Source organism: Bacillus sp. YBWC18, from assembly GCF_002998775.1.
GTDB lineage: Bacteria > Bacillota > Bacilli > Bacillales > Bacillaceae > Bacillus.
This window is the reverse complement of the sequence record NZ_PVRI01000001.1, coordinates 869,673-883,496: the sequence shown is the minus strand read 5'-3', so window position 1 is coordinate 883,496 and position 13,824 is coordinate 869,673. Positions and strand designations below refer to the sequence as shown.

The 13,824-nt window shown below is 41.6% G+C and carries 11 protein-coding genes and 1 pseudogene; 11 read left to right on the top strand and 1 reads right to left on the bottom strand.

What is annotated here, in order from left to right:
* Nucleotides 1–15: 15 nt before the first annotated feature.
* A pseudogene (locus C6348_RS04620) lies at nucleotides 16–1,534 on the bottom strand (MDR family MFS transporter); the annotation flags it as partial.
* A 170-nt stretch (nucleotides 1,535–1,704) separates the two neighbouring features.
* Between C6348_RS04620 and C6348_RS04615 the strand changes: the two are divergent.
* The 11 genes from C6348_RS04615 to melA all read left to right on the top strand — a co-directional run bounded on the left by C6348_RS04615 (nucleotide 1,705) and on the right by melA (nucleotide 13,675).
* Complete coding sequence (locus C6348_RS04615) at nucleotides 1,705–2,124, top strand: MarR family winged helix-turn-helix transcriptional regulator (protein WP_223251526.1); 420 nt, start codon at nucleotides 1,705–1,707, stop codon at nucleotides 2,122–2,124.
* Between the two features lie 487 nt (nucleotides 2,125–2,611).
* Nucleotides 2,612–2,887 carry a DUF3986 family protein gene (locus C6348_RS04610; RefSeq protein ID WP_106042070.1) on the top strand — a complete coding sequence of 92 codons (276 nt, stop codon included), beginning with the start codon at nucleotides 2,612–2,614 and terminating at the stop codon, nucleotides 2,885–2,887.
* A 583-nt stretch (nucleotides 2,888–3,470) separates the two neighbouring features.
* A complete protein-coding gene (locus C6348_RS04605; RefSeq protein WP_223251525.1) occupies nucleotides 3,471–5,543 on the top strand; it encodes a BglG family transcription antiterminator in 2,073 nt (690 codons plus the stop codon).
* 15 nt (nucleotides 5,544–5,558) lie between these two features.
* Entirely contained in the window at nucleotides 5,559–5,825 is a 267-nt protein-coding gene (locus tag C6348_RS04600; RefSeq protein ID WP_034660831.1) for a PTS sugar transporter subunit IIB, read from the top strand.
* Between the two features lie 25 nt (nucleotides 5,826–5,850).
* The gene (gene ulaA, locus C6348_RS04595) at nucleotides 5,851–7,113 is read left to right on the top strand and encodes a PTS ascorbate transporter subunit IIC (protein ID WP_034660830.1); all 1,263 of its coding nucleotides are present in this window, start codon (nucleotides 5,851–5,853) and stop codon (nucleotides 7,111–7,113) included.
* 17 nt (nucleotides 7,114–7,130) lie between these two features.
* A complete protein-coding gene (alsE, locus tag C6348_RS04590; RefSeq protein ID WP_106042066.1) occupies nucleotides 7,131–7,823 on the top strand; it encodes a D-allulose 6-phosphate 3-epimerase in 693 nt (230 codons plus the stop codon).
* 182 nt (nucleotides 7,824–8,005) lie between these two features.
* A complete protein-coding gene (locus C6348_RS04585) occupies nucleotides 8,006–9,046 on the top strand; it encodes a LacI family DNA-binding transcriptional regulator (RefSeq protein WP_106030965.1) in 1,041 nt (346 codons plus the stop codon).
* Between the two features lie 216 nt (nucleotides 9,047–9,262).
* Entirely contained in the window at nucleotides 9,263–10,519 is a 1,257-nt protein-coding gene (locus C6348_RS04580; protein ID WP_106042064.1) for an ABC transporter substrate-binding protein, read from the top strand.
* Nucleotides 10,520–10,549: 30 nt separating this feature from the next.
* Nucleotides 10,550–11,482: a carbohydrate ABC transporter permease gene (locus C6348_RS04575; protein ID WP_106042062.1), complete on the top strand. Its 933-nt coding sequence runs from the start codon at nucleotides 10,550–10,552 to the stop codon at nucleotides 11,480–11,482.
* On the top strand, nucleotides 11,482–12,312 hold the full coding sequence (locus C6348_RS04570; protein ID WP_060596463.1) for a carbohydrate ABC transporter permease: 831 nt from the start codon (nucleotides 11,482–11,484) through the stop codon (nucleotides 12,310–12,312). The genes C6348_RS04575 and C6348_RS04570 overlap by 1 nt, the downstream gene beginning before the upstream one ends.
* A 31-nt stretch (nucleotides 12,313–12,343) precedes the next feature.
* Nucleotides 12,344–13,675 carry an alpha-glucosidase/alpha-galactosidase gene (gene melA, locus C6348_RS04565; protein ID WP_106042060.1) on the top strand — a complete coding sequence of 444 codons (1,332 nt, stop codon included), beginning with the start codon at nucleotides 12,344–12,346 and terminating at the stop codon, nucleotides 13,673–13,675.
* The last annotated feature ends 149 nt before the right edge of the window (nucleotides 13,676–13,824 follow it).

Here is a 13,824-nt window from a genome sequence, read left to right as displayed (position 1 = left end):
CTGCTTTTTCACATTATTCGCTTTCTTTCATTTCATTTGATGTGCGTACTCGTGCATTTCCCATAAATAGGACCGTAATCGCTGCAAGGGCAATAGGGAATAACGCAATCAAAAATACGTACGTAATGCTTTGTGACATCGCATCGATGACTTTATTTAAAATATCAGGCGGAATTTGTGAACGGGCACCTTCTTGGAATATGGCTTGTGGATCGCCTATTTGAGAAGGGGCTCCTTTCATTCCGCTAAAGGCATCTGCTAAGCGATTCGTCAGGACATTGGTTTGAATCGTCCCAAAAATCGTGACACCAAGTGTCATCCCAAGTGATCTCATAAATGAATTGGTTGAGTTTGCACTGCCTCGGTAACGAGGGGCAAGATCATTCATTGAAGCTGACGGCAGAAGGGAGAAGCTGAAGCCGACACCAAAGCCTGATATCATCATAAAGATTGTGAGCCAAAGTCTAGCTGTATCTGGTGACATATTGGCAAGCAGCAGCATCCCAGCAAAAAATGAAATAACAGAGATCGTCATAAGACGTCTGAAAGGAACTTTCGTCTGCATCGTTCCGCCAATCATACTGCCAATCACAGATCCTATCATCATCGGTGTTAAAATAAACCCTGCACTTGTCGCAGATTCACCATACACCGCTTGCACGAAAATAGGAATAAAGACGGCAAGAATAATAAATGTCCCCCCATATAAAAACGCCAATATTTGAGATGTCGCAAATAAACGATTTTTAAACATCCAAAAAGAAATAATCGGTTCCTCCGCTTTACGCTCAACAATAAAGAAGATGGTACCAAACACAAGAAACACGGCAAAAAGTGTGAGGATTTGCACCGAATCCCACGCATAAGATTTACCGCCAAGCTCAAGTGCGAACATTAAGCTCACAACTGCCACGACAAGTGTAATAGCACCTGACCAGTCAATTTTTTGCTTGCGATGTTCTAGCGATTCATGATAGTATCTGGCGATCAAGAACACACTAACAATACCGATTGGCACGTTAATATAGAAAACCCAATGCCAGCCGATCGAATCTGTGATAATAGCTCCTAACAGTGGTCCTAGTACACTCGATAAACCAAACACTGCACCAAACATACCGGACATTTTTCCGCGCTTTTCAGGCGGGAAGATATCAAAGATGATCGTAAACGCGATCGGAAGAAGGGCACCGCCTCCAAGCCCTTGAATGGCTCGATAAATAATGAGCTGATCCATCGTTTGTGCGATACCGCACAGCGCTGATCCAATTAAAAAGAAAATAAGTCCAAACAGAAAAAAACGCTTTCGACCATACATATCAGAAAGCTTTCCGTAAATCGGCATTCCAGCCATTACTGCCACCATATAAGAAGCCGTCACCCAAGCAAATTTATCAAAACTGCCCAAATCTGCTACGATGCTTCCCATCGCTGTTGCAACAATGGTATTGTCCATCGCTGCCATAAAAATCCCTAACAGCAAACCGATGACAACAAAGCGAGTGGATGCCTTGCCTTTATCCACATGATTCATTTCATTTACCTCCTGCTTACGTTCTCTCCTTATTTTTGCTATGATCAACTTAAATATAAAGCAAGAGAACATTTATCTTGATGATCAAGATAAATTGATTTTAAAGGGAGGAGAACAAGTTGTCAATAAAGAACGACGCTGAAGACAGAGCAGACCTGATCATACATACAATGAGGCGCCTCGCCACACGAACGGTTTTATTCCATCAAGCGGCCGCGCAATCGCTCGGCCTTTTCCCAACAGATCTCAAATCAGCCGATTTATTAAACGAACTCGGCCCCCTCACAGCAGGGGAATTAAGTGAAAAAACAGGTCTTAGCTCAGGTGCGGTCACAGCTCTTATTGACCGTCTTGAAAAAGCGGGCTACGTCAAAAGAGAAAAGGACCCAAAAGACAAGCGAAGAGTCATCATCGTTCCATTAACGGCTGGGAAATCACAAGTAAAAGAACTCTTTCAATCTTTATCGGCATCAACAAAACAGCTTACAAACGAATACAAGCGAGAAGAATTAGACTTGATCATTCAATTTATTACCGAAGCAGCAGATATTATGGATCAAGAGCTGAAATTGCTTAAGTCTAAGTCTTAAGAGAGCGCACTGTTGGAGGTGTGCTTTTTTATGGAAAAATGGACTCAAAGGCTGCACGCTGTTTTTGAAGATGGTTTAGCTGAAAGTATAACTGATGATAAGAGGAGGACTGAGCTGTCAAAGATAACTATCTTGGGCTGAAAACATAGATGAGGCTCTGACTGAAGCTGATCTGAAGGCTTTGATTATTTGTCTTTAGATTTAAGGGACGAACATCTCTTTTTGAAATTCTAACTACAAAGAAAATTGAAAGCACATAGAGTTGGGAAGAGTAAAGCTCCTAATCTTAGACGGAGTAAACCACAAAGCCTATTTATCAGACATTCCTGATTACGGAAAGACTAGTATTCATTCAAAAAACGGAGTACCTATAAGGATACAATATGATTAAGGATATAAAATAACATGAGTATTGTTATAATATACCTTATCACGTTCCACCGAATCTAAAAGATCATCATGTTATTTTCTAAAGGAGAGATCAACGGTGCTTAATTTAGACGATACAATGCATTTGCATGTAGGCTATTATGAAAATGATTTAGATTATGAAGGTGTGTTTTTTAAAAGTTTAGATTCAGGGAAATGGTTATTGTTTTTTGATCAAGAAAGCTATGGTATAAAACTTAAACAAAAATATGAAAAATATGATGATTTTGGTTTGTTGGTTGGAGAGTATAATATTGATGATGAATATATTGAGGATAAAGGTGATGAATTGTTCGAACGGTTTCTAAAAGAAAATGGTTTAATTAAAGCATAGTGTTTTTGTGGGATACGTTACAATAAAACAACAGGATATAGAAGAAGACAGCTTTATCTGTTTGAAGACGTTTATGTAGACTTTAAAACTTTTGTTGAGGAATATATTTATTACGAAGGCGATGCGTTTTGGGAATAATATAAAAAAAGTGTCCATGTTTATGGGCACTTTTTCTTATTTGTATTGGCCGAGAAAAAGGGGACCTTTTTTTCTAAGTGGATCATCGTATGATAGAGGCAAGCAAAACGAACGTGAATATTTTGTCCAGGAAGAAAGAACATGCGGACACTGATGCAGTACATATGTGTGAATCAAGAATGCCAAAAGCATTGTGAAAGATCAAAAAAATTCAAAAAGATTTTTCAGTACATCCATGACCTCATTACAAACGTTTTCTATCACATAAAAGAAGACAAAGGATTCTTTTTGTAAAAGTCTCAAAGCACACTCAAGCGGGTGTGCTTTTTCTTATGGCAAAAGAGCACCCAAAAGCTGCACAGCATGTGCTGAAGACATTTGGGCTTCTTTGATGCATGTGAGTTGATTAGACTTATAACCAAAGGGAAGAAGGGAGGAATTCCAACTGTATTTAACCAAAAGGGGCACGACTTTACTATCAATGCTGATTCACACGACATCTTATTTATCAATTGAAGATTTACAGAATCGACTGAATGTCTCTACTCGAACCGTCTACTCTGAAATCAAACGCATGAATAGCTGGCTGGAAACTCAGCAGCTGAGTGGTATTCAGCGAAAAGATCAACTTGGCTACTACTTACACCCACATGAAAAAGAAGTCATTATTCAAAAAGCGAACACCATTCTCGTTGGCCATGATTATGAACCATGTGTAAAGGAAAGAAGGGCCATGCTGCTCTTATCCATTGCATGCAGTGAGAAACGCCTAAGAATTGATGATTTTATGAAGATGACCAAAGTGAGCCGGAATACATTGCTTGAAGATATGAAACAGCTAAAAGAAGCACTTTCAAAGCAGCAGCTCACGCTTCACTATCAGACAGCCTGCGGCTATTTGATTTCAGGAGAAGAAAGAGCGATTCGATTGGCGCTGAAACCTTATATTCATTCCATTCGCACAATGATAAAAAACGAAAAAGCGTTTCCATCTTTTTGGTTAAAGGGGCCCATTTCATATAAGCGGTTAAAGCATCTCCTCGAGAAGTCAGAACAAGAGCTTAAGCTCGAGTTTGCAGATGACATGCTGGATCAGCTGTCTTTGGATCTCTTTTTCTACTTCAAGCGGATGAAGCTAGGACGTGCTGTACACCTTTCAAACGAAGAAAAGCGTACATTGCAGGAAACAGATGAATGCTTGGCGGCTATTCGTTTCATGGCACAAATTCAAAGGGAAACAGGTCTTCAAGTTCATGATGATGAAATCTATTTTCTTAGCACTCTATGGCTCAGCGCCAAGAAACAAAAGCTTCCATCAAGTAAAAAACCAGAAGAGCATCTCATTCGCACCATTGCCAGACAAATGATTTTTGACTTTCAGCGGTATGCTTGTATTTCCTTTCAAGAGTACGAAGCCTTGGAGCAAAACTTGACCATGCATCTCATCCCGGCCTATTACAGACTCATCTATCACATTGATATCAACAATGAATTAACAGAATCTATTAAAAAAGCACAGCCAGAGGTGTTTGACATCACTCAAAAGGTCGTATGCCATTTAGAAAAGGCGACTTGCTCAAAGATCAGCGACCATGAAATTGCATATGTGGCGATGCATTTTGGTGGTTGGATGAGAAGAGAAGGGATTTCACCAATTGTGCGGCGTTCTGTATACATTGTCTGCGGCGAAGGAATTGGCACAAGTCACATGCTGAAAACACAGCTTATCGAATTAATCGGTTATATCGAAGTACGTGAACTATTATCAAAGCGTTCATATGAAGAAATGTCATCCATTGATGTTGACTTTGTTGTGTCAACAACACCTATTTCGTTTAAAGGAAAACCCGTTCACCTCGTTCATCCCATCCTCACTGCCTATGAGAAAAAAACCTTGCTTCAATATGGAGAAGGTGCAGAAATCAGGCTTGATGAGAAAAATGTGGACGCTTTATTCAACATCATTCAGCAGCATACCATCGTACAAAATGAAAAAGCACTGCTTCGTGATCTTAAAGAGCTACTTCATCCCGCATATGTATCCCATCAGAAAGGGTGGAAACCAGTGTTAAACGATTTATTAACAGAAAAAACCATTCATCTCCAGCAAACAGCAGATACTTGGCAAGAGGCCATCACAAAAGCAGCGCAGCCTTTACTCGATCAAAATGCCATTCAGAGAGGTTATGTGGAGGCCATGATTCAGTCTGTGCATCAAAATGGACCTTATATTGTGATTGCACCACAAGTAGCCATTCCGCACGCCAGACCAGAGGACGGCGTGAACAAATTAAGCATGTCACTCATGTCATTTGAACCGCCCGTTTTTTTCTCTAAAGATGGAAAAAAACAGGTTCGTCTCATCATTGTGCTAGCAGCCATTGACAGTATGACCCACTTGAAAGCACTCAAACAGCTGACCATGCTGTTAAGTGATGAAAAACGGAGAAAACAACTGGTTGAAGCAAAGGAATTAGCATCGGTGCAAAAACTAGTTGATCAAATTTCACAACTATAAAGGAGGAAAAAGAGAATGAAAAAAATTCTTGTTGTGTGCGGAAACGGATTAGGAAGCAGCTTTATCGTAGAAATGAATGTCAAAAAAGCATTAGAAGAGTTAGGACTTGTAGCTGAAGTGGATCATACCGATCTCAGCACAAGTAAAAATGAACAGGCCGATCTATATATCGGAGCAACAGACATTATCGATCAGCTGGATGACGGCACAAGAAAGGTCGCTGGATTAAATAACTTGTTAGACCAGGAAGCCATTAAAGACGTCCTTCGTAAACACATATAAGCCACAAAAAAGGGGGATTCACATCATGATAGAACTGATCATGAACGATATATTGGGCACACCGGCAATTCTCATCGGTTTGTTTGCACTGGCCGGTTTACTTTTGCAGAAAAAATCAGCCGCAGATACCGTGTCAGGCACCTTGAAAACAACCATGGGTTTTTTAATATTAGGAGCGGGCGCCACGGTCGTGTCTGATTCACTTGGAGTTTTTCGAAAAATGTTTGAAGCAGCCTTTCACATTCAAGGGGTAGTCCCAAATACAGATGCCATGGCGGCCATTGCCCAAAAGGAATTCGGTACACAGACGGCTCTCATTATGATTTTTGGCATGCTGGTCAATTTGTTATTGGCAAAATTCACGCCCTTTAAATACGTCTTTTTAACAGGGCACCATACCTTGTATATGGCTGCAATGCTCGCAGTCGTTCTCTCGACAGCCGGAATGCAAGGAGGATTTCTTGTGACCACCGGTTCGATTATATTAGGAACAGCTATGGTCATTGCACCCGCTATCCTTCAGCCATTCACAAGGAAAGTCACCGGAAGCGATGATCTCGCGCTCGGACACTTCAGTACCTTCGGTTATTTTACAGCGGGAATGATCGGCAAATGGATCGGTCGTCCAGAGAAATCAACGGAAACCATTCAAGTGCCTAAATCACTCGGCTTTCTAAGAGATACATCTGTTGCCATTTCGATCACGATGGCTTTGCTGTTCTTTGCGATTGCACCGTTTGCAGGGATTCCCTTTATAGAACAAATTAGCGGGGGCACGAACTTCGCTGTCTTCATTCTCATTCAGGCTATTACCTTTGCCGCTGGTGTATACATTATTTTAGCCGGGGTGAGGATGGCAATCGGTGAAATCGTGCCTGCTTTTAAAGGGATTGCCGATCGTTTTGTGAAAGGGGCAAAGCCGGCACTTGACGCACCAACCGTTTTTCCATTTGCTCCAAATGCAGTGATTATCGGATTTTTATGCAGCTTTGCAGGAGGCATCGTATCCATTTTTCTTTTACCTTTGTTTGGTTTAACTGTCATTGTCCCTGGTCTTGTCCCGCACTTTTTTTGCGGCGCTACAGCAGGAGTGTATGGTAATGCAACAGGAGGCGTAAGAGGTGCTGTCGCTGGGGCCTTTGTGAATGGATTGCTTCTTTCCTTTTTACCTGCTTGTTTATTACCTGTGTTAGGGACCCTTGGCTTTGAAGGGACAACTTTTGGAGATACAGACTTTGGTATCATCGGAATCTTAATTGGATTGATCAAGCTTTTATTTCAACTTTAAAAAAGAGGAGCCTGAGAATGAAAGCCATTTTTTCACCTTCACTAATGTGCATGGATTTAACGCACTTCCGCGAACAAATTCATATTCTCAACACGAGAGCAGATCGATATCATGTCGACGTCATGGATGGTCATTATGTGAAAAATATCACCCTATCACCCTTTTTCATTGAACAGCTTCGAAAACTAACAGATAGACCAATTGATGTTCACCTTATGGCGGAATACCCCCAAGAATTTTTAATCGATGCCAGTATTGATGCAGGCGCAAGCATGATCTGCTTACACCCAGAGGTCGTGCAAAGAGACGTTTTTAGAATCATTCGGCATATCCATCAAAGAGACTGCAAGGTCGGCTTTGTCTTAAATCCCGCCACACCAATTGCGGCGTTAGATTCCTTTATACATTTAATAGACCGAGTGACGATCATGACGATCGATCCAGGCTTTGCAGGACAGCCTTTTATTAAAGAAATGCTTCAGAAAATTAAACAAGTGAAAAATGTAAAAGAGAAGGGAGGATACACGTTTTCAATTGAAGTAGACGGCTCTTGTAATGAGAGCACTTTCCGGCTGCTTGCTGAGGCTGGAAATGAGATCTATATCATCGGCAACTCAGGTTTATTTGGACTTCACAATCAACTCGATAAAGCTTGGGAGACAATGAAGCAATTGTTTGCAAAAGAAACAGCCTCAATTGAATCACGTTAGTAAAAGAGGATGTAATCCATCCTCTTTTTTACGCAATTTTACTAAAACACCGCAATCTCACCGAAACATACCCAAATACAAAATAAAAAATTACAAATCCACAATTGAAAGCGCTTTACTTATATGTTATCCTTCAAATATCTTTAGTAAATATTTAGTCAAAAACCAAGAGGAGTTTGCCTATGACCACACTCAAAGATATTGCTCATGATGCAAAAGTGTCCGTTTCTACTGTATCCCGTGTGTTAAATGGCGATCAAACACTTGCCGTTTCACACGCAACAAGACAAAACATCCTCGACATTGCGAAGAAGCTAAACTATACCCCAGTGAGAGCAAGAAAAGCCGATCAAGCAGAAGAAAAAAGCCCATCTGAATCCCCAGTGATTGGTATCGTTGTCGCTCAATCCATTGACGAAGAATTAAATGATCCCTTTTTTTCATCGATTCGAAAAGGAATTGAAAAAGAATATGCCAAACAAGGGCTGTCTACCCTCCATACCTTTCGCCTGAGAAGCATGGACAAAGGGGCGATGCTAAAGGATATTGACGGTTTGATTGTCATTGGACGAATCAGCCCTGATACGGTTGAAAAAATGACAAATCGAATGGAGCACATTGTTTTTATTAATCATTATGCGGATGAGGATTTGTATGATTGTGTGCATGTGGATTTTGTAAGAGCGGCAGATCGAGCAATTCGCCATCTGCAATCGCTTGGCTATACACATCTAGGCTATATTGGCGGAAAGGAGCGGGAGCATTACTTCGAAGGAAATGCTGTGATTGAGGACGAAAGACAAACGACGTTTATGAGAAGAATGCAGGAGGCGGGAGGTCTTCATCTGGATGATATCCACATTGGGGAATACTCCATGCAAGAAGGCTATACGCTTATGCAGCAAGCCATTAAAAAAGGAAACCTTCCACAAGCCTTTTTTATCGGAAGTGATTCAATGGCGATCGGTGCAATGCGCGCTCTCAACGAAGCCGGTCTACGTGTTCCTTTCGATGTATCCATTGTTGGGTTTAATGACATTGAAGCTGCTTCATTTTCAAGTCCGCCGCTTACAAGCGTGAAAGTATATACAGAAGAAATGGGGGAAGTCGGCTTGAAGCTTTTGCTTGAGCGAATAAACGGAAGAAAGCTCCCTCTAAAAGTCGTCGTGCCAACAAAACTCATCGAACGGGGCAGCACATGTCTCATCCATGAAAGGGGGTGAACCAAGATCTCAGCAAACAAAAAAGAGACAAAAAAGCAGAAAGCAGCTGCTCAGCATGATGGCCAGATCATGCTAAGAACAAGGCAGCCTGCCGTTATGCTCTCTTATCTCTTTGAAAAGAATAGAATTCCAGTATAATGGACTTCTTTTGTTTCCGCAACTGCATGAATTCTACCGATTATCGTCTGAATTTTCTGTGATCAAAAGGAGGAAACCATGAATAAAAAATTCATGCTGCTGACTGCGGCCTTTGTCTTGACCATTCTTTTGTCTGCTTGCGGCAATAACGGTACGTCCGAAGCAAACGGAAAGGTCACCCTGACTCTCTTTTCGACGATGAGCAACAGCGGGGAAAGAAAAGCATTTGAAGAAGTGATTCGCGAGTTTGAAAAAGAGCATCCACATATTGGAATCGATGCCAACTTCCCAGGCAACAGCTATGAAGACATGATTCGCGTCAAAATGGGGGCAAACGATATGCCGGATCTGTTTGACACACATGGCTGGGCCAAACTGCGCTATAGCGAGTATGTGGCTGATTTAAAAGAGATGGATTGGGTCAAACAGCTTGATCCTTCACTCGATCAGATTTTAAAGGACCAAGATGGCAAAGTATACGCGTATCCGCTTAATCAAGCAAAAGACGGGCTTAGCTTTAATGCCAATCTATTAAAGGACTATGACATTGAAGTCCCTAAAACACTTGATGAATTAAAATCTGCTTTGCTGACAGTTAAAGAAAAGAGCAAAGGAGAGATTGTGCCGCTCTGGATACCAGGAGGAGATAACTCAAATATCGCCCAAGTCTTTGATGAACTAGCCACACCTTTATTAATCACCGATCAAACACATCAATACGGAAAAGAACTTGAAAACGGATCTTTTGATTGGTCTCACTATACACCGCTTGCACAGTTCATGAAGGAGCTGAAGGATCAAGATCTTTTAAACAAAGATGTCCTGACAGCGAAACTATCTCAAGCACCTGAACTGATGGCACAAAACAAAATAGCCTTCACCTTTGTCGGAGGTTCTTTAGGACCTGAAGCGTCAGAACTCAATCAATCGATCAAAGTAGGCACGATACCTGTTCCTGCCATTCATGAAGGAGATGAGCAAAGCTGGATTGGGGGAGAACGATTTACTGTCGCTGCCTGGAAGGACTCCAAGCATCTAAAAGAAGCAAAACAATTCATCGATTTTCTCGCAAAGCCTGAAAATGCGGAAAAAATCGCAGAAGGCACATCCTCTGAAGCAGCCTTAACGCATGTAAAAGCGAAAAACTATTACTCTACGTTTTACGATCAATACGAACAGGTGAAGATTGAACCTTACTTCGATCGAAAATACTTACCAAGCGGAATGTGGGCTGTCATGGCAACGACGGGTCAAGAATTATTAGCAGGCTCCATCACACCAGAACAATTATCGAAGAAGATGGAAGAGGAATATAAGCGTCTGAAAAAACAATAGCAGGCCCATGCTGAAACAGGAGTGAAGCCAATGAATGACATCACAAAAGCAAAGCAGCCAGCCGCATTTACCTCTTTACCAAAACAAAAGATGCAAAAAAGCCGGAATTCATCACTTTGGTGGATGTACATGCCAGCTGTACTCGTCGTCAGTACCTTTATCATTTATCCTTTTTTGAACGGCATTCAGCTATCTTTTACGAATTGGAACGGGTTCTCACAAACTTATGAATGGATTGGGCTTGATCAATATAAACGTCTGCTTCAAGACCCAACGACATGGCTTGTTGTCAAAAACACGCTTCTCTACGGAATTGGGAGTACAATCTTACAAAATATCATTGGACTTGGATATGCTCTCTTATTAAACCAAAGTTTAAAGATGAGAGGCATCACAAGGACGGTGATCTATCTACCTGTCATGATCAGTCCGATTGCCATGGGCTATATTTGGTATTTTGTGTTTGCTTACCAAGGCGGTGCCTTAAACGATGTGGTCACGTTTTTTGGATTTGACCAAATGAATGCGCTTGGCAATCCGCAATTAAACACATGGATCATTGTGCTTGTCAACACCTATCAATTCGTCGGAATTGCGATGATCATTTATTTAGCAGGCCTTCAAAGTATTCCTAAGGATTATTATGAGGCGGCACAATTAGACGGCGCATCAAGCCTCCAGCAATTCAGACGGATCACATTGCCGCTGCTTATGCCGTCTATCACCATTAATGTTGTGCTTAACGTCATTGGCGGGCTGAAACTTTTTGATGTCATTGTGGCACTAACAGGCGGCGGACCTGGAGATTCCTCGCAATCGATGTCGACCTTTATGTATGATCTGTATTTCAAACGTCAGGATGCAGGCTATGCAGCAACGCAAGGAGTCTTCATGGCGGTCATCATCCTTGTCATTAGTGTCGCAGCACTGATTTATTTCAAACGAAAGGAGACCGAGGTGTGATGGATAACGCCTTTAAACGCAAAAAGAGATGGTACACCTTCCTCGCACTTTTGGTGACATTGCTTCACCTCATTCCATTTTATATCTTGGTGACGACATCATTAAAGGGGATAGGAGATTTCAGTTCAAAATGGCTGTTTCCGAAAGCGCTCCATCTTGAAAACTTTCGCACGGCATGGACAGAGGCTCAGCTTGGCCAGTCCTTTTTGAATACAGTGATGATTACGTTTAGCTCCGCTGTATTACTCATCATACTTGGATCTCTTGCAGCCTATCCGCTCGCAAGAAGAAACACAAAGCTAAATAAAGCAGTTTATGTTTTATTCATCACCATTATGGTCATTCCACCGCTCACAGCCCTTGTCCCGCTCTATAAAATGGTCGTTCAAATCGGGATGATGAACACCTATCAAATCGCTATTTTAAATAATGTCGCTGCTTTTTTGCCGCTAACCATTTTCTTATACGCAGGCTTTATCCGGTCGACCATTCCAAAGGAGCTTGAAGAAGCAGCCCGTATTGATGGAGCGGGGACACTCAGAGTTTTTTTCACTGTCGTTTTTCCTCTTCTGAAGCCCATTACCGCTTCTGTTTTAATCATTGCCTGTGTGTATATTTGGAACGACTATCAATTTGCCATCTTCTTTTTGCAAGATAAAGAGATGCATACACTCACAGTCGCCTTATCCCATTTTTTTGGTCAAAATCAGCATCAGCTCCAGCTCGTTGGTGCCGCTGCGCTCATTGCGATGCTGCCAATGGTTACGATGTTTTTACTGTTGCAAAAATATTTTATCGCAGGGCTTTCACAAGGCTCTGTCAAAGGGTAGTTCAATATGGATGTAAAAAGGAGAGTCGTCAATGTCTAAAATTACATTTATCGGTGCAGGGAGTACCGTGTTTGCTAAAAATATATTAGGAGATTGTTTGTTCGTCCCTGCACTTAGCGGCTTTGAATTCGCATTATATGATATCGACCACAACCGGCTGAATGAATCAGACACGATGCTTCGGCATTTAAAAGAGAACTACGGTGCAAATGTGACCATTAAGCCCTATCACAACCGAAAAGAAGCCTTAAAGGATGCGAAATATGTCATCAATGCCATCCAGGTTGGAGGCTATCGGCCAAGCACTGTGATTGATTTTGAGATTCCGAAAAAATACGGATTAAGACAAACGATTGCGGATACGGTTGGCATCGGCGGCATCTTCCGCTTCCTTCGAACAATTCCTGTGATGCTTGATTTTGCAAAGGAGATGGAAGAGGTTTGTCCAAATGCTTTATTATTAAATTACACAAATCCAATGGCCACACTGACAGGTGCGATGCTGCGCTATACACCGATTCAAACAGTAGGTCTTTGTCATAGTGTGCAGGTGTGTACAAAGGATCTATTTGAATCACTTGAAATGGATCATGAAGGCATTGAAGAAAAAATTGCCGGCATCAACCATATGGCATGGTTATTAGAGGTGAAACGGGACGGAAAAGATTTGTACCCAGAAATCAAAAGAAGAGCGAAAGAAAAGCAGCAAGCGCGGCATCATGATATGGTACGTTTTGAGCTGATGGATAAATTCGGCTACTATGTCACAGAATCCTCAGAGCACAATGCCGAATACCATCCTTATTTTATCAAATCACGCTATCCAGAACTGATCGGTCAATTTAACATTCCGCTCGATGAATACCCGAGACGCTGCGAGGAACAAATCAACAACTGGAATACAATGAAGCATGACCTTGTGGGCAATACACAGATCACACATACTCGCTCAAAAGAATATGGTTCTCGTATCATTGAAGCGATCGAAACGAACGTTCCCTTTAAATTTGGCGGGAATGTGCTGAACACAAGAGGACTCATTCACAATCTGCCTGAAAAAGCGTGTGTCGAAGTACCATGTGTTGCAGATCGCAGCGGCATCATGCCTTGCTATGTCGGAGAGATCCCTGAACAATTGGCTGGACTCAACCGGACCAATATCAGCTCACAGCTCATGACAATCGAAGCAGCAATTAGCGGCAAAAAAGAGCACATTTATCAAGCGGCATTACTTGATCCACACACAAGCGCTGAACTATCCATTGATGACATCATCAAATTATGCGATGAACTCATTGAAGCACATGGTGAGATGCTCCCGCATTTTGCAGAACCGAATCAATATGCTGCATCAACTAAATAAAAGAAAAGAACCAGCCTCTACCTGATGCAATGCGCATCAGGTTTTTCTTATGTTGCAAAAAGAGGATTGACTGAAAGCATTTTTAATATTATGATTTTTCTACAGTTACCCAATAGTTGATCAAAAATACACCATGAATAAATCACATT